Here is a 24,265-nt window from a genome sequence, read left to right as displayed (position 1 = left end):
GAAAATAAAACGCTCAATAGCGTTTTAATAAAATGGGATAAGAAATAGTCATAAAACTATTATAACAATATCATGAGATAAAACGACTAAGACTTCAGTGTTATAAAAAAGAGCGATTTTGCATCGCTTGTCCAAGCGTCATACTATCAAGATACTCAAGCTCGCCGCCCATCGGTACACCTTGCGCCAAACGTGTCACTTTATCGACATGACGACTAACTGCTTCACTAATGAAATGCGCGGTGGTCTGCCCTTCGACCGTCGTGCCAGTTGCCAGTATCAGCTCTTCGACTGGTTCTTGTTTGACCCGCCAGACCAGCTGATCAATATTTAAGTCGTCAGCACTAATACCATCAATCGGTGATAAATGCCCGCCCAAGACGAAATAACGTCCACGGTAGCCTGCCGTTTGCTCGATCGCCATGACATCTGCTGCGGTCTCTACCACACACAATAATCCATCGTCACGCCTCGGATCTTGACACAGGGGACAAATCATCTCATCACTAAAACTATGACAACGCTGACACTCAACGATATCACGCATCGCTTCATCGAGAGCATGCGCAAGTGCAATGCCTTGTGGGCGTTTTTTAGTGAGTAAATGCAGCGCCATACGTTGGGCGCTTTTTTGTCCCACACCCGGCAAGATACGCAGCTGTTTGACCAGCTGATCAAATTTGGCTGTCAGCAAAGTGTCTTCCTTTATTTAACTTGATTTAAAAAACCGTAGCTATAAAAATGGGGTCGTATCATGTCGATAACAACCCCATTTTGTCTTCAATATGAAGTATTTAACGCTTAAAACATGCCTTGCATACCGGGTGGCAAGCCCATACCTGACGTCGCGCCAGCCATAGTTTCTTCGTATAACTCATCGGCTTGGCGAACCGCATCATTAATGGCAGCAGCGATTAAATCTTCGATCATATCTGGCTCATCTTCTAACAAGCTTGGATCAATCGTCAAACGCTTAACCACATGACGACCTGTCATGGTTACTTTTACCAAACCACTGCCCGCTTCGGCGTGTACTTCTTTGTTCGCCAGCTCTTTCTTGGCATTTTCAACGTTCGTTTCGACTTTCTTTTGCATCGTTTGGGCTTGTTGCATCAATGCTTGAATATTCATAGTTGCCTCTTTGTCTTATAATAATGAATGGGATACTTTAAAGTTTGAAATAAAATACTGACCGCATTATACCGCTATCTTTATAAACTGTCTAAACCACGCGCCAAATCTTTAATAATATCTTCCACATCTTCGAGACCAACCGATAGCCGGATAAGACCATCTTTGACACCTGCTTCTGCTCGTGCTTCAGCGGTCAGGCGAAAATGTGTGGTGGTCGCAGGATGGGTAATCGTGGTTTTGGCATCGCCCAAATTATTAGTAATAGAAACCATTTGTGTGGAGTCAATCACGTGCCAAGCAGCGGCTTTTGGATCAAGAATTTTTGAATCAGAGCTGGCAGACGGCTTGACTTCAAAACCCATGATAGCACCATATCCATCTTTCATATGGTGTTGACGCGTCGCAAGCTCATGCGCGGGATGATCGCGTAAACCGGAAAAATGCACCGTACTGACATTGGGATGGTTGACTAAGAATTCTGCTACTTGATTGGCATTTTGACAATGCGCTTGCATACGCAATTTAAGCGTTTCAAGGCCTTTGGTAAAGACCCATGCGTTAAACGGACTCATACTAATACCGCCTGAGCGTACCACCGTAAATGCTTCTTGCATCAACTTATCATTGCCAACCAACGCCCCGCCCAGCACACGACCTTGTCCATCTAAATATTTGGTGGCAGAGTGGATGACAACATCAGCGCCCAAATCTAATGGACGCTGAAGTGCAGGTGTGGCAAAGCAGTTATCGACCACCAATAAAATATCGTTGGCTTTACACAGCTTACTTAGATAATCAATATCGCAAATCTGCGCCAGCGGATTGCTCGGGCTTTCACAATAAATGACCTTGGTATTTGGCTGAACGGCATTTGCCCATGCATCGTTGTCGAAACAATCAACATAACTAACTTCAACCCCAAATTTGGCCATATAATTATTGAATAAGCCAATGGAGGAGCCGAATAATTGATTGGCGGCCAGTAAATGATCGCCTGCTTTTAGATATGCCAAGCACATGGTCAAAATCGCGCCCATGCCAGAAGCCGTGGCAACGGCACGTTCGCCATTCTCGAGTGCTGCCAAACGACGTTCAAAAGTTCGCACGCTAGGATTGGTATGACGAGAATAAACATTACCAGTTTTGGTTCCATCAAAATGTGCCGCCGCGTCAGCCGCAGACTGATAAACGTAAGAGCTAGTAGTGAATATCGGCTCGGAATGCTCGCCCTCATCAGTACGATGTTGCCCCGCGCGTACGGCGATCGTTTGCATACCGTAATCTAAGCTCAAATCTAGCGCGTCAGAGCGCCAGTTTGGATCTAAATTGCTATCTTCTTGCACTTGCGACTTACTCATAACTAATCCATCATCGTTAATTTTAATTGCATTAAAAATATTTTATTTCTTTTTGCCAATAACTTTTTACCAATCATTAATTCAGAAAGTTGAATGCTGTTTTATAATATCATGTCGCTATCTATCAAGCATCTATAAACCTCATGAGTCCCGATATTAACGGATGCTTTCATATCCTTAAACTTGTACCCTTAAATCTCTATCCTTTAGTAAAACTTACCAAAAAAATTTCTGGCTTGATACTATTTCTGAATTAAAGGCCTAAATTCAAAGTCCAAATTCAAAAAATTCTGTGCCCAGTATAATCATAGTTAACATGATATTTATGGATTTCAGGCATCAAGAACATCCCTCGACCATTGCTACAATCTAAACCTTTTTGGGCTGACGCTTCGCCCTCACTGTTGCTGTTTGATGGGTTGCTCGGTTTGACATCACACTCTACTTCAAGCAAATAATCTTCTTCGTTATGCATGACATTGGCATAGTGCTTAGTAGCCAAGTCCTTGGGAGTAGCGTTGTAAAATGTGTGCGTATCGCTTCCAGCATCCTTGTGAGTCAACTCGGCTGTCACATATACCAATGACCAATCACACCTTCCTTTACTAAGAGCATCACGAAAGAAACGCGCTTGGTATTGATTGGCAGTTTTTTCTATATGGATCTTCAGCGTTTCGCTGAGTTGATAAACATGTGAAATATCTACATAGTTTCCGCAAAATTTACTTTTCGATTCAAATCGCGCAGTCATTTGCACATCCAATGCCTGATCTGCAGGTAGAGAGCCATAAATAATTATTTCGTCAGTAGGATTGGGATTGACTGGAGGCATTTCCGTTTTTAAAGTACACGCCGATAGCAATACTATTGCAAGAACCGCTACCCATAACTTGATTGACAATAAACCTCCGCCCAATTGATAAGCCATCATTCCCTTATCCTTCAATCACAATTTATTGGGCACTATTGCTAAATCAAGATTGGCTTAAAGCGAAAATCTCAAGTTTCTACTAATAAAAATAACGTATTTATAATAGGCAGAAATAGCGACAACTGGTAAGCTTAGCGGCGATTTGAGCTTTGCCTTAAGTGATATTATCATACGCCTCATAATCAGTGCTATCATCTGTAAAAAAAGACGGTTGATTCCAGCTCGTTTGCTACAAACTCTCACTATATTAAGGCTCACTAAGGTAATTTATTTATGTCAATGTTCAGTATAGAACCTAGCAATGTATCGTTGAGTCTAATACTGGGACTTACCTTGGGTCTTAGTGGATGCCAAGTGCTACCAAAACAGCCACATTTGCCTGAAAGCATCGCGTTATCAGCACGTGTGAATGACTTATATGAAAAAGAAAGCAACCAACAAATCGAACAAGGTGAAGACCCTGAAACCAATAATATCGATTTGGTTGAAGCAATTAGCGAACAAAACGATATTCATCCCGATTTATCAGGCTATCATCCCATTGTGACTGGTGCCAATGCCTTTGCTTCGCGCACCATATTAACGGATATGGCCACACGCAATATCGATGCGCAATATTATATTTGGCATGATGATCAAGCGGGTCAGCTGTTATTGAAAAGTCTATGGAAAGCCGCTGATCGCGGGGTAATTGTGCGCTTGCTTTTAGATGATTTTAATAGTAATGCCAAACTTGACCAGCATCTATTACGATTTGCCAGCCACCCCAATATCGCGGTGCGAATCATCAACCCTTTGATGCACCGTAAGTTTTCAACCTTAAATTTTGTCACAGGTTTACCGCGTATCAACCGCCGTATGCACAATAAAAGCATGACCTTTGATAAGCAAATTACCATTATTGGTGGACGTAATATCGGTAACGAGTATCTAAGTAACGATAAAAGTAGCCAATTTGCAGATTTGGATGTCTTGCTCATCGGTAAAGTCGTCGCAGATGTTGATAACAGTTTTGCAAGCTATTGGTCGTCGTCGTTAGCATTCGATATCGAAACCTTGGTCACACCTGATAGCAGTGAAACACCTGATTTTTTAAAAGGGCTCGACAAGCTTGGTAACGAAGAAAAAAACAGTAATAGTAGCAACTTAACGGTTTATAAATCCGCTATTGAAGAGTCCACGATAGACAATGATTTGATCAATAAGCGCGTGCCTTTTCGCTGGACGGACATGCAGTTTTTGAGTGATGATGTTGGCAAATTAACCAAAACGGTCCCATCTGAGACCAATTTGGTGCATCAGCTACGTACTTTACTCGGTAGCCCAACCAAAAAACTAACGATCATCTCCTCTTATTTTGTACCGACCAAAAACGGTGTCAATACCTTGGTAGAGCTGGCTGAGTCTGGTATCGATATCAAGATTTTGACCAATTCGTTTGATGCCACTGATGTGACTGCCGTTCATTCTGGTTATAGTCAATGGCGTCCTGATTTGCTTCGTGCCGGCGTCAAAATCTACGAGCTCAAATCCACGGCATCTGAAGAGAAGCGCGAAAACAAGCTGTGGAAAGCTCGCAGTCAATCCTCAACCAGCTTGCACGCAAAAACCTTTGCTGTTGATGATTACCAAGTGTTCATTGGCTCATACAATGTCGATCCTCGCTCCGCCAATATCAATACTGAGATGGGCGTGATTATCAATGATGATGAACTTGCAAAACAGCTACATGGTGCGCTTAGCGATGAATTATTAAGCCAAGCTTATGAAGTTAAGTTACTAGATGATGGCAAATTGCAGTGGCATACGATAGAAAATAATAAAGAAGTCATTTACGACTCAGAGCCGCGTGTCGATATGAGTGATCATGTTTGGCTAACTATCCTGTCATGGTTACCTATTGATTGGCTACTATAGTGATAGAGCTTAAGGCTTAGCACTTAAGGCTTAGCACTCAAAATTATTTGGAAAATGCATTCATTAGTGTTTAACATTGATTAATATTTAAATAGCATCAAAAAATTTGAATCCGTTACTGTTAACTTAAGCACTTTTAACTTAATTTCCTTTAATTAACGTGCTTGTTTTTTTAACTAATTTTTAGCTCAAAAATCTTATTTTTCGACAAATCATTATCTATTTATACTGGTTTGTCGTTTTTTATTATGGCCAGTTATTTAGGGCGTGTCATCATTTAGATTGTGAGGCTTAAAATGAGATAAATGGCAGTCAAACAAGGAAAATAACGCAGATAATATCGAGATATTAACCCGTTATTTGACGATGTTTGGCAAAATTTAGCCATTTTAAGACCACTAAATGATTAAGTGTGCTAATTGATGACACGCCCTAGATAATAACCGTCTTTATGAACAATTTTACATGTGGATGCACAACTTCTTATGCCTTCTCGCTCTCAATATGCCCTAATGTCTTCTAGAGACAAAAACACCCTGCTATTTATATGTTTTAACTGCGCAGTGGCATTTTTTGATTTCTTGATTTACTTATATATTTCAGATATTGTGGCTGCTGCTTTTTTTCCTGTTAACGCTAACCCTGCTATTGCAAAGATGCAAGGGCTTGGGCTTTTTGCGATTGGCTATTTAGCACGCCCACTTGGCGGTGTCCTCTTTGGTCGTTATGGTGATATCAAAGGCCGCAAACCAACACTATTGATCAGTGTATTGGTTACTGCAGTCAGCTTGCTGGCGATGGCCTGCCTGCCTACTTATGCACAGTGGGGGCTGATTGCGCCAGCCTTATTTATTACATTGCGACTGATACAAGGCATGGCATTTGGACTTTATGCACCACTCGCTTGGGTTTTTGTGGCAGAGCATGTTCCTCGACAGTCTTTGTCAGTAGCCTGTGGTTATGTCACTGCCAGTTTTTATGTAGGCGTGCTATTCTCAAACGCCTTTTTTCTTTGGCTAACTAATACCATGACGCCTGAACAACTAGCCGATTATGGCTGGCGTTTACCATTTTTCATCGGTGCTATCCTGAGTCTTTTGCCCTTATTAGCATGGCGATGGATAGATGAGTCACCATTTTTTGTTGAAATGAAAAACTCAAAACCAGATGACTATGTGCCTAAACCTCTCAGCCTTCTTTTTAAGCACTGTAAACATTCAGTATTTATCGGTATGGTTCTTACTATAATTATTTCTAGCATAACGACGGTCATCGTGCTTTTGCTACCCGATTTGATTGAATTGCGCTTTACACTAGACAGCGACTTATTTGGATTCTCACACAGTCTAGGTATCGTGTTCATGATTCTTGGTTGTGTGTTTTATGGAATAATATCTAACCATCAAAATTTTGGCAAAGTTTTAACCATTGGCTCTACGTTATTAATCGTTCAGATACTTGCATTCTTTTATCATCTACAGTCAAGTGGTGACTACATTCTAATTATGTATGCCCTTTTAGGTTTTTGTGCTGGCATCGTTGGCATGATACCGGCCATCATCGTCCAACTATTTCCAACCAATGTACGATTAACCGGTATGGCATTTTGTTATAATATGTCCTACGGCATTGTCGGCGTGTTGGTGCCTTTCGGGCTTAGCTATGCCACCACTTATGTCAGTTTTTCACCAGCACTTTATATTACGTTTATCGGTTTTATTGGCATCATAATGGGCATTTATTTTTACAATTTGCCCGAATTCAAAAAAATCGATCAAGTTATCTAGGGCGTGCCCTATGCTGTGTTCTCAATTTTAGGTTAAACGTTCGAGTTAAGATTCAAACATTTAAATATTAAGGCTTAATACCCATGGTTGATATGACCAATAAACGACTCTCTGTTGCCCCCATGATCGATTGGACGACCACTGATTATCGTTATTTTGCGCGACTTTTTAATCCTCATGTCCATCTCTATACTGAGATGATTAGCACTGGCGCTCTGATACACGGTAATCGAGAAAGGCACTTACGCTTCGACACGATTGAGCATCCTGTTGTGCTGCAACTTGGTGGTGCAGATATTCGCGAGATGACTCAATGCGCAGAATTTGCTCAGCAGTACGGCTATGATGAAGTCAATATCAATGTTGGTTGCCCCTCTGATCGTGTACAACACAATAAGATTGGGGCTTGCCTGATGGCAGAGCCTAATACGGTTGCAGGTCTAGTAAAACACATGCAAGCCGCTGTCGATATTCCCGTGACGGTAAAACATCGCATTGGTATTGATGATTTTGATAGTTATGAGTTTATGGTTGATTTTGTACGGACAGTAGCAGAAGCTGGTTGTACGCGTTTTATTGTTCATGCGCGTACTGCTTGGCTCCAAGGTCTTAGCCCCAAACAGAACCGAGAGATACCGCCACTACGTTATGAAGATGTTTATCGCCTCAAACAAGATTTTCCAGCACTTGATATCGAAATAAATGGCGGTATCGATACGATCACAGACATCGAATCGCATTTACAGCACATAGATGGCGTCATGATTGGAAGGGCGTTCTATCACAATCCTTATTTGTTGGCAGAGGCCAACAGCTTATGGGGTGAGCCAGCACCTAAGCGTTCAGAGATTCTAGCGCAGCTTTATCCACATCTAGAAGCGCAAATCGCTAAAGGCGAAGCGCTGCCGACGATGACTCGCCACTATTTGGGATTATTCCAAGGACTAACGGGTGCACGAAAATGGCGACAGGCTTTAAGTGGCAAACCTCAGCTCATAATCGATGACATCAAACGAGCGGCAGATGAGGTTTTATCGTTAAATCCTGATGCCTAACCAGCTTTATAGCGATAACATAACGGCTATGCGCATAATCGTTATGTTGTTTAAGCGGCTTGCGCGAGATACTGCCACATAGCCGCCCCATTATTAATCATATGCAATAATATCGGCAGCAACAATGAGCCTGATTTCATACGGGCATAGCAAAATATCAACGCCAATACGACGATAGTGCTGATCTCATAGATACCGTACTGCACGTGAATCACGGCAAATATAACACTCGTCACGATACTTGCCACTATTGCTCCGCGATACTTTGGAGATGATGATGTAGTGAACGCCTCTGCGATCGCTGACCATAACAGTCCGCGAAAGACCAGCTCCTCATACAAGGGTGCCACAATCACCATCGCAAAGACCAAAAGCCATACTGAACTGACAGAGTGGTACAAAGGATCGACGAATACCAGTGGCGTCTCATCAAGCAAATATGTCAATGCCTGACTGCCAATCATAAAGATGAGCAGCAGACCAAGCATGCCCATACCCACCGAAAAAGAAAATGGTATTAGCGCTAGATAACGACGACTATTGCCGCCTCTTAAACGAATGATTAAAATACTAAGCGCGGCTAATAGTACGCAACTAATCATGATAGAAATGCTTACCACTGTGCCGTTATTGCTACCAAAAAAGAATATATCAGCGATTGTCGTGCTTTTAGTGGCTGGCAATATCAATTTGCTTGCGACATACACTCCTAACAGTTGACTGATAAAAAAGGCCATCACCATTCCTATCGTCAGTAGAAATATCCCTAAACGTGAAAATAGCGGCGGCTTAGACGCTGTCATCAGATTGTGTGAACAAGTCGCATTTTTTAGCATAAAATCATTACTCAAAAAGGTATGCTGCCAGCCTAAATCTAGAATGAAATGAACATCATTAGTAATTAGCGATTAGCTTGGTAATTGCTGCTGAATCAATGCTAAGACTTGCAGCGATACTGATTTTGGATGCTCAAGTGGGAACATATGACCGCCAGCATGAGTTTTATAAGGAATACCCAGTCGTGATTTGACTTGCTGCGGAAACTGGCGCTTTAGGAAGATACTGTCCTCACCGATAATCAATGTCACAGGCAGCTTAGGAGCACGATTTGGTGCGAGCCAATACCAAGAGGGATTGGTACGAAATACAGCCACTTCACTGTCTTTAGGAATAGCCAGTGTCACTTTGCCATCCGCGCGCTCATGTAAACCATGATCGATATATCCTTGAAAGCTGCGCTCGTCAAAGTTTTTAAAAAATCCTTTATGGCGCATTTTTTCATAGGCTTGTGCTCGGCTATCCCAAACGTCACGACGATGCTTGGACACGCCTGCTGGTGATAACTTGTCCATCAAACGATTATTCATAAAGGGCAATCTATCTGCTGTCTTTGCTAAATGCCATAACAAGCTGACTTTGCCATAAATCCAAGGCGGATCCATCAATACGGCTTGACTAAAGAGCTCTGGCGCACGATACAACGCCTGTATCGTACACATGGCGCCAAGCGAATGGCCAACCGCTACTACTTGCGTAACCCCATGATACTCGCATACCGCTCTTACATTATCGACGATCTGCTGCGTGAGACTGCGCCAATGATCGTCTACGGGATAATCAGGCGTGGCACCCAACATCGCAATATATTCAATCGTAAAAAACTCTGCCAACTGCTCAAAAAACGGCTTATAAACGCGACTTGGCATCCCATTAGCATGGGCAAAATGAATCACGGGCTTCTTTGTTATTTTAGATACAGGTAAAACAGCAAAGGTCTGCAAATTGATTTCATCACTCATAACAAGCTCTCATTAGATCGGTATGCTAAAAAATTTGACAAGATTATCGTATTTTTGTGTTTGGTATGAGAGCGCTTCCTCATTTTTATAACCATTTTTAATATGAGGAAACGCCCTAGATACCATTGAGGCTGAGCACAGTTATATGCTCAGCCTCAACAATCATACACACTAAATCTAAAATATTAAACGCTTAACGCATTTCTGCCGTGCCTTCTTCTTTCGGTAAGATACCGTCAAAACTGACGCTCGAGCCAATACCTGCACCCAATTTAATGGCAAAGCGATCCATCAATGACTGGAATGGATCCATTGTCGTATAGTTCACGGCACTATCAAGCTTTAGCTCTTTTTCTAAGCTAGAGATACTGCCTTCTTTATCTGCTAGACCCAGTGCAATAGATTGCTCGCCTGTCCAAAACAACCCTGAGAACAGTTTATTTTCTTCTGGATTCTTTAGACGGTTACCGCGACCTTCTTTTACCGCATTGATGAAATGCTTGTGTGTATTGGCCAATACGTTTTCCACATGCTTTTCTTCATAGTCAGTCAATGGACGCGACAAGCTTAAAATGTCTTTATATTCACCAGCAGTGATGGTGCGATCTTCTACGCCCACTTTATCCATCAATCCTTTAACGTTGTAGCTTGGCATAATAACGCCGATAGAACCGACCAAACTTGATGGATTAACATAAATTTCATCTGCGGCAGAAGCAATATAATACGCGCCTGAAGCACCAATATCACCAATCACGGCATAAAGCTTTTTGTCTGGGTATTCTTTGCGCAAATCCATCATGGTTTGCCAAATCTCATCAGACTGTACTGGTGAGCCACCAGGAGAATTAATTTCTAAGGCCACCGCTTTTGAGCCGCTGCTTTCAAATGCTTCGGTCAACGCTGCACTGATATCATAAGCATTGGCAGGATCGCCACTACTGATAGTACCTTGTAGTTCAACCACTGCCAAATGTGGATCACTTGTGTCCATATCTTCAAGACTAGATGATGAGCCACTACAACCACGTCCAAGCATCAAAAATATGAACAGAAGATAGCCAAAGGTCAATAGTTTAAAAAATATACTCCAGCGACGGGCGCGGCGTTGCTCAACCACACTAGCCAATAAGGTGTTTTCTAGCACTCGCCATTCTTGTCCACTTGGCGCGCTGGGTTGCTGCACGGGCGTTGGCTGATTTGCCGAATTATCAGAACGTTTGTTAGGGTCTGGTGGCCAGTTGGGCATATAACTTCCTAAGTCAGAAAAAAATCTAAAACGATAAAAAAGATGACATAGAAAGTAGGTAAAGTAAGAAGTTTATGCTTACTTTACCTACTTTCAAACGATCATAGTCATCTATATTCGTAGGCGGTTAAGTATGGTGGTATTTCAATCATGGTTCAATAGTATAACTGTGAAATATCACTATATTGTAACGCTGACAATATAAGCACTATTTTTAAGGCGCTTTACCGATGCTATCGACAATCGTATTTAACGACAGTGCCGCCTCTAACCCTTTATCATCATAGGTAATGATTTCATTTACTTTTTGATGACTTATCACATCAGCAGTGATATGCGATGCACTGTGACCAAGCCACGTAGTATGGTTTGATATGTTTTTATCGTTAAGCGTTTCAGCTGAACATAACAATGACCACATTTGCCAAATACGCTGATGAGCATCAGCATTCAAAATAATGCGAGAGGCTGACTCATGTGTTTGATGGCTAATCGATTGAGGTTGAGAATTCAATGTTTGAGGAAAGGTTTGAGAAAGCGTTTGAGCACTAGCAGGTAACGACCTCATTGGATCATTGGCATTATACTTCAACACTCGTATGGATAAGCGACTATCAATCGCTACGCTACAGTCCCAAACACTCGCATCGTCTATCTTGCTCCACCCCGTCATCGCTTGGATGGTTAAATCACCGTTGGGTAATTGCCATGTCTTGCCTTGGTCGCAGCGTTGCACACTAATATCCAATCTATTATTAGATTGACTGGCTACTTTATAGGTTCGTTGTATATCAGGCCAACGATCAGAGCGTCCTGCTTGCCAGTACTGGCTAACAGGCAGACGCTGACTTAACTGCGCAACAGTCATGGGTAATAGCTCAGAAGCGCTCGAATTAGAACTATTACCCTTATTACCATTGATATCATTAGTAAGCGTCGCCGTTAATCCCACGCTACCGCTCTGCACCATGATGCCTTCTAGCGTACCAACGGATAAGGCACCTAATTGCTGCTCTAATGTCATAGACAACTTATCGGCGGTCAGACTACTTGGTATCATTCGTGAAGCTGTCGGTCTGTGATCGGCCAAAAATAGCCAGCTGACATTTTTCTTATCATCTGTAATAGGATACTGCAACAGCACGGCACTCACATAGCGATCGCCTGTCGGCAAAATATACAATGTCGGTATCGTGGCTAGTGACTGCTGATTGGCATATACCGTCATCATTAATAAGGTTAGAGGAGGCAATGCCAACCAGCGACTAATGAACCCTCGCGGTAACAGCCAAGGCAACATACTTAGCAACACTATGAGCAATATAGCCACATTCACTGGCGTATATAACCATGCTTTTGATAGCGCTGGTAGTGATGTTAGCCATATAATCAGTTCATGCAAACTCGCTACGATTGTGATAACGAGCGTCCAAATACTATCGCCTATCGCTGGTGATAAAAGATAACAAAGCCCTGCTAATAGATTAAGCGGTACAATCACCCAGCCAAATAGACCAATCGCAAATAGATTGATGACAAGACCCCACAGTGATGCTTTGCCAAACAGTAGCAAGGTGATGGGTAATAAAGTAATAAATAACCAACACTGTAATTTGAACAGCCTTTTACAGAAAATCCAAACACGCTTAAAAAAAGCATTTACCGTATTGGCTCTTTGAGTATGGGCAGAGGATGAGATAATAGCAGATTGGTCATTTTGGTATGACCTATCGTCATACTGAAGTAATAATGCCACTGCAATAAAAGACAACCAATAACCTGCTTGCCATAGTACGTAAGGATCACGCCACGCCATCAGTATTGCGAGCGCAAACAAAACGCGCATCGTACTGATAGGCAATAATGTTAAACGTACCAAACCTATCGCTAATAACATCCATGCCGTACGTGCGGCTGGCACATCAAAGCCAGTAAATAGTGCATAGATAAAAGCGGCGCCAACCATCACCCACCAGCGCACTTGCCAACGTGGGACATAACGATACACCATCGGACATAGCCGATTAAAAATCAATACAACTGCGCCAGACAACATTATCGCTAAAAACAAAATATGTGTGCCGGAGATCGCAAGCAAATGCGAGATACCAGCCAGTTGATATAAGTCCTTGGTATCACGATTTATTAAACTGCGATCACCTGTTAGCAAACTTAGTGTCACCGCTTTTGCTTGCTGGTTTGCTGTGGTCTGCCCTGCCCAATCTGTATAAAAATGCTGACGTAATTGCCACCGCCCTTGATCAATACGAGTACGAAAACGTTGGAGATAAGAGTTAGAGGAAGCTGCTGATGAATTGGCACCAGTCACAATCGATGGACTAATCGCCAATATATTTGCAACGCCATCAATGTGACGCCCTCGTAGCCAACGATAGCTATCAAAACCAGATGGATTGTTTGTCACTTGCTCAGAAGTAGCAAGCGGTGCAAGCGTTAAACTCATAAACAACCGATCTCCGGGTTGTAAATGATTCAATCTTGCCAACGGACTATGATTGGAATGCTCTCCAGACGAAGATTGTTTTGGATAAGCATTCAGCAACACTCGATACTGTTTATCATTGCCGTTACTTATATCGGAATTATTCTCGTATTTATTGTCATGCTTATTCTCATGCTTATTGTCATATACGGTATTTTTGCTTAGGCTATTACTATTACTTTCTAGATAATGAACAGTAATATCTTCTAAATCTTGAGGCGCTAATTTGGTGACTAGTGGTGATATATGGCTAATAGTAGCAACTTGTCGATAGCCACTACTTGTAGCCGCATCATAAACGCTATCACTTATACCCTCGATCGTCACTAATGCTTGTACACGCATCGGTTCAGTGATTTCTGCTGCTTTTGCCTGTTGATGACTGACAATCGCTTGCAGGGCACTGCCAATAACGAGCGCCATTGCTAATATAGCGATTAAAAGATAACTAACGATACGAAAGGAGTGTTCGAAAGGACGAGGCAAATAGCTAAAGAAATTTTGAGGTGTGTTACTGGTGCTGACTGTAGGGATATTAAATTGCTTGATAACAAACAACGTAATGGCAATCGTGGTTAATAATAAAGATAAGACGGGAGCATTGAATATACCTAATAACGACGGATTAATCGGCATCAGCAGACTATCCGCGACTGCCAAAACCCCCATCATAGCAATAATAATCAAACTACCAATCAACCAGTACACCAACGCTCCTTGCTTGATAAGATGAATATTATAATACGACTACAGACAGCAACTGATACGTCAGGTAATAGCATTTACATATATATTGCCCTATACTGATTAGACGTATTGCGATGACGATAATCTAATATCATTATCCTATATATACTCACTTATATTGTTTATCAATAACATGATTTTCTACCAGCCCATCAATGCGATTGAGCGGAATGTAGTTAACGATTAAAGGCGATCCTGTGCCCAAAAAACATCTGAAAGCATTGCTGCCTACGCCAGAGAAAATCTTGGAAAGTCGCACCTTAAAATTGTTCGCACCGCATTTGGCTGATCCACGGCTATGGCACTTCAATCGTCACAGTCTGAATAAAGCGGTCTACATTGGAGTACTAACGGCTTTTTTTCCATTACCAGGGCAAATGCTATTAGCGTTGATAGGCTCACTAATTTTTCGTGCCAATGTTCCTATGGCACTTGGTTTGACTTGGATTACCAATCCGCTCACTAGCCTGCCTATTTTTTACGCAGGCTACTATATTGGTGCCAAAATTATCGACGCGCCAATGATTAGTCTACGACTCATCGCTCGCATGATTACAGACTTTAGCTTATGGTTACTGTCAAATGGTGCCAATCCATTCGTGACCTATCGCGGGACCGTATCGCTTGCGGCCTTTTGTATAGGACTCACAATCTTAGCTATTGTAAGCAGCATCATTTGTGGATTGGCATTTAAAGCGATCTGGCGTTATAAAACAGTGGTTAGCTGGCAAAAACGTCAACAACAGTCTTCTGATAGAATTCCTAAAAATTAGGCCGTATTTGATTATTCGACCATGGCACTGACAGAGACTGTTTTTTGGGTGGTTCAAAGTCGAAAACGGTAAGTTTAGTCATGCTAAGCGTCTATTTGTAAATGTTCGACACAATCTACACTATTCCATTTTCTTTTTTATGCTTGTCTATAGCGGCCTGAATATTATCAGCAAGATTTGTGTCCATTACAAAGACATCAATTACTTTTTCGTCTTTGAGCAGCGTATAGCGCTTTCCTGTCGCGCTATCCTGAGCCGTCAAACTATAGTCAACCCCAGCCAAAGTCATAGCGTCAAAAACAGGGGTTAGTAAATCTACTTGTGCTTGTCTATCAAACGTGTCGAATAACGTCGAATCCATATAGGGTTTTAATGGCTCGTTGCCTTCTTCAGCACTGCCAAAAGCCTCAATTGGGTCTTCCTCTTTTTTCATTATATTTATCCTTTTTATTCTGACTGCGTAAAGCGCTTAGTACTGTTCCCAATGACCATTACGTAGCAAAAGCTGTCGATCTGCAAGAGCGGCTAAATTGCGATCATGAGTCACCATTAATAGTGCCGTTTGCATCGTGTTTTGTAACTCTGACAACAGACCAAAAACGCTTTGCGCATTATCATAATCCAAGTTACCCGTCGGCTCATCGGCTAAAATAAGCGACGGCTTAGTGACAAGTGCACGAGCAATAGCCACACGTTGACGTTCACCGCCTGATAGCTCACCAGGTCTGTGCGCCAAACGGTGTTCAAGACCCACACTTTCTAGAATATCGATGGCTTGTTGGCGCGCTTCAGTGGTCGACACCTCTGGACGCATCAATAAAGGCATAGCGACGTTTTCAATAGCAGTAAACTCAGCCAATAAGTGATGAAATTGATAGATAAACCCTAAATACTTATTACGCATCGCTCCACGTTCAGTCTCATTCATACTGTTCAATAATTGGCCATGTAGCCAGACCTCACCACTGGTTGGCGTATCAAGTCCACCGAGCAAGTGTAACAAGGTGCTCTTACCCGAACCACTGGTACCAACGATAGCAATGCGTTCGCCAGGATGGACCGTTAAATCCAATCCAGTCAATACTTGCGTACTGACCGCCCCTTCATCATATATCTTGTTGATATCTCTCGCCTCTAAAATGGCAGACATAACGCTTCCTTTATTCTATTTATACTGAAGTTGATGCTTTATCAAGACTGTTTAGACCCAAGTTTTGATTAAAACATACATACTTTTTAATCAAAACTAAGCAATAATTTAGGTCATTTATAAACCTATTTACTCATAACGCAATGTTTGTGCAGGTTGGATTTTAGCCGCTCGACGTGCCGGATAAATGGTTGCCAAGAAGCTCAGTATAAATGACGCTCCTGTAATTAAGACAACATCCAATAAACGCAGCTCCGATGGCAAATAGTTAACAAAATAAGCATCAAACAAGTTTAGATGAAAAGTTTGGTTAATAAATCCTAAAATATCACTGACTGTGAGTGCAAATATAATGCCCAATATCGTACCAGCAATCGTACCGATGAAGCCGATGACCACACCTTGTACCATAAAGATTTGAGTAATCAAACGAGGAGATGCGCCAAAGGTTTTTAAAATCGCAATGTCTGCTTTTTTGTCAGTGACGAGCATCACTAAGCTGGAAACAATATTAAAAGCAGCGACCAATATAATTAGGAATAGCAATAACCCAACCATGGCCTTTTCCATTTGAATCGCGCCAAACAGATTGCCATGAGTTTGTGTCCAATTATTGGGATACAACTGCTCAGGCGCTAGTGCTGCTGCTTTTTCTGCTGCAATTGGTGCCGTAAAAATATCATTAAGCTTCATACGAATGCCCTGCGCCCCTTCTGGAAGACGGAGCAGTTTTGCGGCATCACCCATGGGAATAAAAGCCATGAGGCTATCCACTTCTGGGCTAATACTAAATATGCCTGTCAAGGTAAAACGCTTAAAGCGTGGAATCACACCTGCGGGCGACGGCGATGCCTCTGGCAACACCAATGTCACTTTGTCGCCCAACTGCAGCCCCAATGACTGCACCATCTCTTCACCCAATACAATACTGAATTCACCATTTTTTAAGGTATCGATATTACCTTTAACCATATGGTTATTGATGATGGAGACGTTTTTTTCATATTTAGGTTCGACACCAGTCACCATGATCCCCGCCACCTGACCATTTGATGTCAACATTCCTTGCAGTTGGATAAAGGGTGCTACTGCGGCAACTTCTGGATCTTTTTTGATCTTATCAGCCAATTGCTCCCAATCACCGATAATTTCAGTTGAGACAACCGTTGCTTGCGGCACCATGCCCAAAATACGGGTCTTTAGTTCACGATCAAAACCATTCATGACCGATAGCACCGTAATCAATACGGCAACCCCAAGAGTCAGACCAATCATCGAGATGAGCGAGATAAAGGAAATAAACCCATTACTACGCTCTGCTCGGGTGTAACGTAAGCCGATAAATAACGCTAAAGGACGAAACATATTCAAACTCTTTATCTTATCTACGTGCGACTTTATATATGCTATAAAATGAGCAATAGCAAATGCATCCTACTTTTACATCTGCCATGCTCTCATATACATCGAACACAAAAACAGGGTTTAAGACGAGCCGAAGACAGCTGTCAAAAGGGAGCTAGTTTGACACAATTTGGCTGATATGTGCCAGTCATTAGCGAAAAATGGGCGTATTTTCTGATAAAAGATTTGGTTTTGTTACTATTTTTTATGAGGGGCTTGCTATTACTTACGTCAATACCTATATATTGTATGCTAAAGACAATTGTCATTAACCATTCATTGCTGTTTGTTGACTCTGTACTGACGATAACGTTGCTCACTATCATAAACCAATAATGTGGAATGTTTTGTGATATAAAGCAATAGCAGTTTCAGATCCAAACCTCACGCTGACTTAATTTTGAGTATTTTCATGACCATTAATTATCAATATAAAAACATCCAATCGCCCACCAAAATCATTTTGACTGACGAGCAATCTGCCGGTCATGCCGATCATTGGAGTATCTTGACCAATGACATGAGTCATGACGTGCCAGAATGGCTACAGAAGATGATTGAAAAAGCAGCCATGCCTAAAGGTCTCAATGGCAATGTGAGCGCTCAAGACAGCTGCCTGTTATTATCTGAAGACCAGCCCTGTCATATCAATCAAGTCTTGGCGATGAAAGACGGTAAGCCTGAGTGCTTCATCAACGCCTATCCTTGTGTCGATAGTCCTTATGGCCTTAATTGTAAAATTGAGCGCATCATTGCCAATGACAACTCACACGATGCAGTCTTACGCTTGCGCACCGCTGATGGCAGTATCATCTATGCTTTTGACCAGCTTTATACCACCAATCGTCATCTATACCAGCGCGATACCTCTTATTTTGTAAACTTCAGCGCTTGGGCACACGAGATCAAGCTGAGTGAACAAAAAGAGGTGATCATGATAGAAGATAAAGAGTCAATTCGCTATCACCGTGCATTTAACGATATCGTCGCAGCCAATGACGGAAAAATTCCAGATGATCTACAAGAGCAGATCAGTGAATGGACGCCTGAGACCAAAGAACAAATGGCTCCGGTAGAAATCAACTTGGGTCATATGTGTGCATACTTATTTGGTGATACCTTAGGGCAAGAAGACGAAGCTTGGTGCCAAGGTCAAGTGCTTGGTAAACAAGAAACAGTGTTCAATGGAAAACCCATCATTTTATTTGATGTCGTGACTCTACGTGAACAAGACGCAGATCCATTCGTTGTGCGTATCGGAGCGCTGAATACCGCAGAGACTGCTAGCATTAAAGTACATGACTATGTACAAGCAAACGTTTGGCTACAAGCAGCGATTTATAAAGAAAATCAGCAAGCGGCTGCGAAATCGAAAGCCAGTTAATTGAACTAAAGAGATATAGTCGATTTACTTTAAATCCGATGCATTGCTACTGAGGTAAGTTTTTCGCAGCCTCTGTCACGCTTGCGAACAGCAAGCTAGAAAAATTTATCCAGTAGCACGCAGCTACTGACGTATCAACTTTATTTCGAACTGGCTATATCTACTGCTAAAATTATCTTAAGACGAGACATTATCGACGAAAAAGCCCCTAATATGAATTAGGGGCTTTTTTATGCAAATAATTTTGAAATACGCAGAAAAATATACGATTAAGCCATTGTCGTCATTGACTTGATACGAGTATACAGCTCTTTTTGCTCAGCACTTGGACGAGCAGTCTGTACCGCCATTAACTGTGACATATCGCCTTCAACGCGAATTTTACCACTCATAAATGCACCCATAATTTGATTGGTATCAAAGTCTGTGATGATTGATTGTAAGATATCGCGATCAAGTAACAAGGTAGTGGTTGCTGAGTCATTTAAGCCACGATGTAATAAACCATTCGCAAAGTTGGCTTCGATATCTTGCTCAGCATCAGAAACCTTTAAATTAACGATCATATTAGCAAGTGCTGGTGGCAAATTAAGCTCACCCGCTTCTCCACCCATCTGCTCAACTTGCTCAAACCATTCATTTGTCAAAAATATGGCCATATTATTGTCCTTAATTAGTATTATGTTAGGCTAAAAAATTTTAGCGCCTTTGCCTGACTAAATTTCAAATTTTATAAGTCAGATAATAGCGATATAAAAAACGCTGTTGTCAATCATGCTCGGCCTCATTATAAGGGTCGAATTGATGATAAGTAAAACCTATTTATTAAACTAAGACTGCGATTGTTACAAAAATACTTTGAGCGTTCACGGTACATTTTAATAATTACTGTGATTTTCTGATTCAGATACGCGTTCAAAATTGTGTCTAAAATAGACAGGCAGAAGAGTAACAATAATCTTCTCATTAAGATTTTTACCAAAGAGTTTGTATTTTACCGTACAGTTCTGATGATATTTCCTTAAGATTGCGTTACAATACCCTTAAACAGAGTCAGGAGTTTTAACTAAAAATTACATATACGTGTTTTTTTGTCAGCCACCGCTAGCATATGTCCATATCCACTACGTTTGTATGGATGTTGGCATCTATCTTCGATTTTATAAGTTTTTTGGTAATCGCGAAGATAGCTACTTAGCCTCATTAGATGCTTAATGCTTAATGCTTAATAACGGTGCGCCTTCTTAGTTACCTTGACGATTTATTAATAATCCCACTATCGATTAACTGTGAGCGCAGGGCGTTTTGAATACTTTTATCTATTAATATTAAATGATATAGAGAAAAAGCTTAGATCGTTAGTTAATAATCTCAGGGAAACAAGCAAGTCAAAAAAACAGCATGTACCGCAATGATGATCTGTATATTATTTTTTAATACAGGTATGCGGCACCTTAGTTAATTCTGTTGATAATTTAGGCTGTAAAGGAACCATCCAATGAGTTTACAAAACACAGCAGTCGCCCCAATAGACCGTGAGTACGAAATTACTGTCATCCGGTTTTTTACGACCATGGCCGTGGTATGGGGCATCATCGGCATGAGCCTTGGTGTGTTCATTGCTTCAGAGCTGGTTTGGCCAGCTCTTAACGCTGACATTCCATGGATAACATTTAGTCGTCTCAGACCACTACATACCAATGCGGTCATTTTTGCGTTCGGTGGCTCTGCCTTGTTTGCAACGTCTTATTATATTGTTCAACGCACTTGTAAGACGCGATTATTTGCTCCTTATTTGGCTTGGTTTACCTTTTGGGGTTGGCAAGCGGTTATCGTATCAGCTGTCATCACCCTTCCTTTAGGGCTGACGTCAACCAAAGAATATGCTGAGCTTGAGTGGCCAATCGATATTTTAATCGCTTTGGTATGGATATCTTATGCCATCGTCTTTTTTGGTACGCTCATCAAACGAAAAACCTCACATATCTATGTTGCTAACTGGTTCTTTGCCGCCTTTATTATCACGATTGCCCTATTGCATATTGTTAACAGTATGGCAATTCCTGTTAGTGCTTTTAAGTCTTATTCAATATTTGGTGGCGCCACGGATGCAATGGTGCAATGGTGGTACGGACATAATGCCGTCGGCTTTTATCTAACAGCCGCTTTCCTTGGGATGATGTATTATTTTGTCCCTGTACAGATTGGTCGTCCTATTTATTCTTATCGCTTGTCTATCGTTCACTTTTGGGCATTGATTGCTTCATATATGTGGGCCGGTGGTCACCATTTACATTATTCAGCGCTACCAGATTGGACTCAATCACTAGCAATGGTGTTCTCTATCATCCTATTTGCACCATCTTGGGGTGGTATGATTAACGGTGTACTAACGCTGTCAGGCAGTTGGGATAAGCTGCGTACCGATCCTATCATTCGCTTTATGATCGTGGCGTTGTCGTTTTATGCGATGTCGACGTTCGAAGGTCCAATGATGGCTATTAAGACCGTTAATGCGCTGTCGCATAATACAGACTGGACAATCGGTCACGTACACTCGGGTGCACTTGGCTGGGTTGGGATGATTACGATTGGTTCGCTATATGTGTTATTACCACGTATTTATAATAAGCCAAAAATGTACTCTATCAGCTTAATTACAACGCATTTTTGGTTGGCGACTGCGGGTACTATTTTCTATATCGTATCGATGTGGATTTCAGGTATTGGTCAGGGAATGATGTGGCTTGCAACGAACCCTGATGGTACTTTGTTATACAGTTTTGTTGATACCGTTGAGTTTTCACATTTCCCATATATGGGCCGTGCTTTTGGTGGATCACTATATTTATCAGGTATGTTTGTGATGGCATATAACTGCTATAAAACAATCAAAATGCCAGATGGCAAGCCTGTAAGTATCGCAGATCCAACAGATCATGAACCTAGTGTCGATGAAACTTCAACAGCTGCTAACGTATAAGGAGCGATCATGGCTGGTACACCGCATGAGATTATTGAAAAAAATACAGGCTTGTTGGTCATCGGTATCGTTATTGCTATTAGCTTTGCAACGCTAGTTGAAATCGTACCATTGATATATGATAACAAGGGCCCTGAGGAAGGTGGAGTGAACGCTCCCCTTCCTTCTATGGAACCATGGACTGCACTAGAGTTCGAAGGTCGTGATATCTATATTCGTGAAGGGTGTCACGTCTGTCATACCCAAATGATTCGTCCACTACGTGCTGAAGTTGAGCGTTATGGACCATATTCACGTGCGGCTGAATCTACGTGGGATCATCCATTTTTATGGGGTTCAAAACGTACTGGGCCTGATCTAGCACGTGTTGGTGGACGCTATTCTGAAGATTGGCAAAAACAGCATTTGATAGACCCACGTTCATTGGTTCCAGAATCAGTAATGCCTGGTTTTCCATGGCTGGCTACCAACGAGGTGAATGGGTCAAACGTTCAAACTAAAATGCGCTTATTCCGCGATCGCTTTGGTGTTCCTTATACTGAAGAAGACATCGAAGGCGCTCCTGATGCTGTGCTTGGTGCCACTGAGCTTGATGCTTTAGTCGCCTATCTACAACAGCTGGGTACCGCGATGGAAGGACAGCGCTAATGGGTATTGGTGAATTACAAACAATTGCGACCGTTTCTGCCTTTATTGCCTTTATAAGTATTGCATGGTGGGCGTATTCGCCAAAAAACAAAAAACGCTTCGAAGAAGATGCACAACTTGCGCTTGATGATGAGGATATAAAATCTCTGTCTGACGAGCAGCGCAATAAGGATAAACGATGACATTTTTTTGGAGTTCTTGGATTACCATTCTAAGTTTCATGTGCTGGGCGTTTATCCTCGGCGTCTTATTAATGGTACTGAAGTACAAACCAGAGTTAGACGAAGACGGTACGACAGGTCACGCTTACGATGGTATTACCGAGTATGACAAGCCACTACCTAAATGGTGGCTAGTGATATTTTTTGGCTCAATTGTTTGGGGAGTTGCATACTGGGTGTTTTTCCCAGCGGTGTTTCCATCAAAGTGGGACGGTCTTGCTACAGTAGAAGTCGATGGCAAAACGGTACCATGGAGCTCACATAATGAGCTAAGCAGTGAGCTTGAAAAAAACAATAAGGTATTTACCGATAATTTTGAAAAAAACATCTTGGCGAAAGCGGATGCCAGCGGTGCTACTTCCACGTTAGCGACACTTGCTGATATGCAAGCAACGATGCGTCATAGCGACACGCCACCGGCAGACTTACAGACTCAAATCGACGGAAAAGTCGCAGAACTTGCTCCTTACGTCGAAAAACTGTCAGAAAATCCAAATGCGTTAAAAGTTGGTAGTCGTTTGTTCCTACAAAACTGTGCCGTTTGTCATGGCTCTAACGCTAAAGGCGCAACCGGTTATCCAAATCTGACTGATAATGATTGGTTATATGGCGGAGCACCTGAGAATATCTTGACCACGCTACATAATGGTCGAGTGGGTGGTATGGCAGCATGGCGTGATCAGATTGGTGAAGACGGTGTACGCGCGGCAGCTGAATACGTTTTATCTATATCTGGCAACCAACAAGATTATGACCTTGATCAGATAAAGGTGGCTCAAGGTAAGGCAATTTTTAATGAGCCTACCAACTGTGTGCTTTGTCATGGTAAAGATGCTAAAGGCATGATTTCGACTGGAGCACCCAACTTAACTGATAAAATTTGGTTATATGGTGGTGATCGCGAAACTCTTCGTGAGACTCTACGCTATGGACGTGCGGGTGTCATGCCTGCATGGCAGTCTAAATTAGGTAATGAGCGTATTATGCTGCTTGCGGCTTATGTTTACTCATTATCAGATAAGAAAGCGCCCGCTACTAATGCCTCACCTGCTAAAACTGCCTCTGTCTCTCAGCCAGTAGTAACTGCAACTGCTAACTAATAGTTTTAGGCTAGACTATAAAATAAATGGATAATAGGGTTTATAATAAAGGGAGAGCTGTGATTACAGCTCTCCCTTTATTATAAACCCTATTATATTGATTGCTTTTTTAGGCTATTACC

21 protein-coding genes are annotated in these 24,265 nt (G+C 41.9%); 9 read left to right on the top strand and 12 right to left on the bottom strand.

Going from position 1 to position 24,265, the window contains the following annotated elements:
- Positions 1-100: 100 nt before the first annotated feature.
- From recR to JMX48_RS04455, 4 genes are all read right to left on the bottom strand, one after another.
- Positions 101-694, bottom strand: a complete 594-nt coding sequence (gene recR / locus JMX48_RS04470) for a recombination mediator RecR (RefSeq protein WP_201534833.1) — start codon at positions 692-694, stop codon at positions 101-103.
- 107 nt (positions 695-801) lie between these two features.
- Positions 802-1,131, bottom strand: coding sequence for a YbaB/EbfC family nucleoid-associated protein (locus tag JMX48_RS04465; RefSeq protein ID WP_201534831.1), 330 nt, complete (start codon positions 1,129-1,131; stop codon positions 802-804).
- An 80-nt stretch (positions 1,132-1,211) separates the two neighbouring features.
- Positions 1,212-2,492: an O-succinylhomoserine sulfhydrylase gene (locus JMX48_RS04460; protein WP_201534830.1), complete on the bottom strand. Its 1,281-nt coding sequence runs from the start codon at positions 2,490-2,492 to the stop codon at positions 1,212-1,214.
- A gap of 280 nt (positions 2,493-2,772) precedes the next feature.
- Positions 2,773-3,423, bottom strand: coding sequence for a hypothetical protein (locus tag JMX48_RS04455; RefSeq protein ID WP_201534828.1), 651 nt, complete (start codon positions 3,421-3,423; stop codon positions 2,773-2,775).
- 273 nt (positions 3,424-3,696) lie between these two features.
- On the opposite strand from JMX48_RS04455, the gene JMX48_RS04450 reads away from it, so the two are divergent.
- The 3 genes from JMX48_RS04450 (at position 3,697) to dusA (ending at position 8,182) form a co-directional block, all read left to right on the top strand.
- On the top strand, positions 3,697-5,340 hold the full coding sequence (locus JMX48_RS04450; RefSeq protein ID WP_201534826.1) for a phospholipase D family protein: 1,644 nt from the start codon (positions 3,697-3,699) through the stop codon (positions 5,338-5,340).
- Between the two features lie 485 nt (positions 5,341-5,825).
- Positions 5,826-7,127 carry an MFS transporter gene (locus tag JMX48_RS04445; protein ID WP_201534824.1) on the top strand — a complete coding sequence of 434 codons (1,302 nt, stop codon included), beginning with the start codon at positions 5,826-5,828 and terminating at the stop codon, positions 7,125-7,127.
- 83 nt (positions 7,128-7,210) lie between these two features.
- Positions 7,211-8,182, top strand: a complete 972-nt coding sequence (gene dusA, locus JMX48_RS04440) for a tRNA dihydrouridine(20/20a) synthase DusA (RefSeq protein ID WP_201534822.1) — start codon at positions 7,211-7,213, stop codon at positions 8,180-8,182.
- A 50-nt stretch (positions 8,183-8,232) separates the two neighbouring features.
- Here the strand turns inward: dusA and JMX48_RS04435 are convergent, their stop codons facing one another.
- The 4 genes from JMX48_RS04435 to JMX48_RS04420 form a co-directional block, all read right to left on the bottom strand.
- Entirely contained in the window at positions 8,233-9,018 is a 786-nt protein-coding gene (locus JMX48_RS04435) for a CPBP family intramembrane glutamic endopeptidase (RefSeq protein ID WP_227687897.1), read from the bottom strand.
- A gap of 72 nt (positions 9,019-9,090) precedes the next feature.
- Positions 9,091-9,981 carry an alpha/beta fold hydrolase gene (locus tag JMX48_RS04430; RefSeq protein ID WP_201534819.1) on the bottom strand — a complete coding sequence of 297 codons (891 nt, stop codon included), beginning with the start codon at positions 9,979-9,981 and terminating at the stop codon, positions 9,091-9,093.
- A gap of 193 nt (positions 9,982-10,174) precedes the next feature.
- Positions 10,175-11,230, bottom strand: coding sequence for a signal peptide peptidase SppA (gene sppA, locus JMX48_RS04425; RefSeq protein ID WP_201534817.1), 1,056 nt, complete (start codon positions 11,228-11,230; stop codon positions 10,175-10,177).
- A 214-nt stretch (positions 11,231-11,444) separates the two neighbouring features.
- A complete protein-coding gene (locus JMX48_RS04420; protein ID WP_201534815.1) occupies positions 11,445-14,441 on the bottom strand; it encodes a ComEC/Rec2 family competence protein in 2,997 nt (998 codons plus the stop codon).
- Positions 14,442-14,677: 236 nt separating this feature from the next.
- Here JMX48_RS04420 and JMX48_RS04415 point away from each other — a divergent pair, with 236 nt between their 5' ends.
- Positions 14,678-15,253, top strand: coding sequence for a DUF2062 domain-containing protein (locus JMX48_RS04415; RefSeq protein ID WP_227687896.1), 576 nt, complete (start codon positions 14,678-14,680; stop codon positions 15,251-15,253).
- 115 nt (positions 15,254-15,368) lie between these two features.
- Here JMX48_RS04415 and JMX48_RS04410 read toward each other — a convergent pair whose 3' ends face one another.
- From JMX48_RS04410 to JMX48_RS04400, 3 genes are all read right to left on the bottom strand, one after another.
- On the bottom strand, positions 15,369-15,686 hold the full coding sequence (locus tag JMX48_RS04410; protein ID WP_201534813.1) for a hypothetical protein: 318 nt from the start codon (positions 15,684-15,686) through the stop codon (positions 15,369-15,371).
- Between the two features lie 36 nt (positions 15,687-15,722).
- The gene (lolD, locus tag JMX48_RS04405; protein ID WP_201534811.1) at positions 15,723-16,403 is read right to left on the bottom strand and encodes a lipoprotein-releasing ABC transporter ATP-binding protein LolD; all 681 of its coding nucleotides are present in this window, start codon (positions 16,401-16,403) and stop codon (positions 15,723-15,725) included.
- Positions 16,404-16,532: 129 nt separating this feature from the next.
- Positions 16,533-17,768, bottom strand: a complete 1,236-nt coding sequence (locus tag JMX48_RS04400) for a lipoprotein-releasing ABC transporter permease subunit (RefSeq protein WP_201534809.1) — start codon at positions 17,766-17,768, stop codon at positions 16,533-16,535.
- Between the two features lie 451 nt (positions 17,769-18,219).
- On the opposite strand from JMX48_RS04400, the gene JMX48_RS04395 reads away from it, so the two are divergent.
- Positions 18,220-19,191 carry a hypothetical protein gene (locus JMX48_RS04395; protein ID WP_201534807.1) on the top strand — a complete coding sequence of 324 codons (972 nt, stop codon included), beginning with the start codon at positions 18,220-18,222 and terminating at the stop codon, positions 19,189-19,191.
- 269 nt (positions 19,192-19,460) lie between these two features.
- On the opposite strand, the gene JMX48_RS04390 is transcribed toward JMX48_RS04395, so the two are convergent.
- Entirely contained in the window at positions 19,461-19,850 is a 390-nt protein-coding gene (locus JMX48_RS04390) for an SCP2 sterol-binding domain-containing protein (RefSeq protein ID WP_201534805.1), read from the bottom strand.
- A gap of 839 nt (positions 19,851-20,689) precedes the next feature.
- On the opposite strand from JMX48_RS04390, the gene ccoN reads away from it, so the two are divergent.
- The 4 genes from ccoN to ccoP are packed head-to-tail and all read left to right on the top strand — an operon-like array spanning position 20,690 to position 24,143.
- A complete protein-coding gene (ccoN, locus tag JMX48_RS04385) occupies positions 20,690-22,174 on the top strand; it encodes a cytochrome-c oxidase, cbb3-type subunit I (RefSeq protein WP_201534803.1) in 1,485 nt (494 codons plus the stop codon).
- Positions 22,175-22,183: 9 nt separating this feature from the next.
- Positions 22,184-22,822: a cytochrome-c oxidase, cbb3-type subunit II gene (gene ccoO / locus JMX48_RS04380; protein ID WP_201534800.1), complete on the top strand. Its 639-nt coding sequence runs from the start codon at positions 22,184-22,186 to the stop codon at positions 22,820-22,822.
- A complete protein-coding gene (locus tag JMX48_RS04375) occupies positions 22,822-23,004 on the top strand; it encodes a cbb3-type cytochrome oxidase subunit 3 (protein ID WP_201534797.1) in 183 nt (60 codons plus the stop codon). Before ccoO ends, JMX48_RS04375 begins: the two co-directional genes overlap by 1 nt.
- Entirely contained in the window at positions 23,001-24,143 is a 1,143-nt protein-coding gene (gene ccoP, locus JMX48_RS04370) for a cytochrome-c oxidase, cbb3-type subunit III (protein WP_201534794.1), read from the top strand. The genes JMX48_RS04375 and ccoP overlap by 4 nt, the downstream gene beginning before the upstream one ends.
- Positions 24,144-24,265: the final 122 nt, after the last annotated feature.

The organism is Psychrobacter immobilis, assembly GCF_904846225.1.
Lineage (GTDB): Bacteria > Pseudomonadota > Gammaproteobacteria > Pseudomonadales > Moraxellaceae > Psychrobacter > Psychrobacter immobilis_F.
The sequence above is the reverse complement of the archived record's forward strand: the minus strand, read 5'-3'. Positions and strand labels throughout refer to the sequence as shown.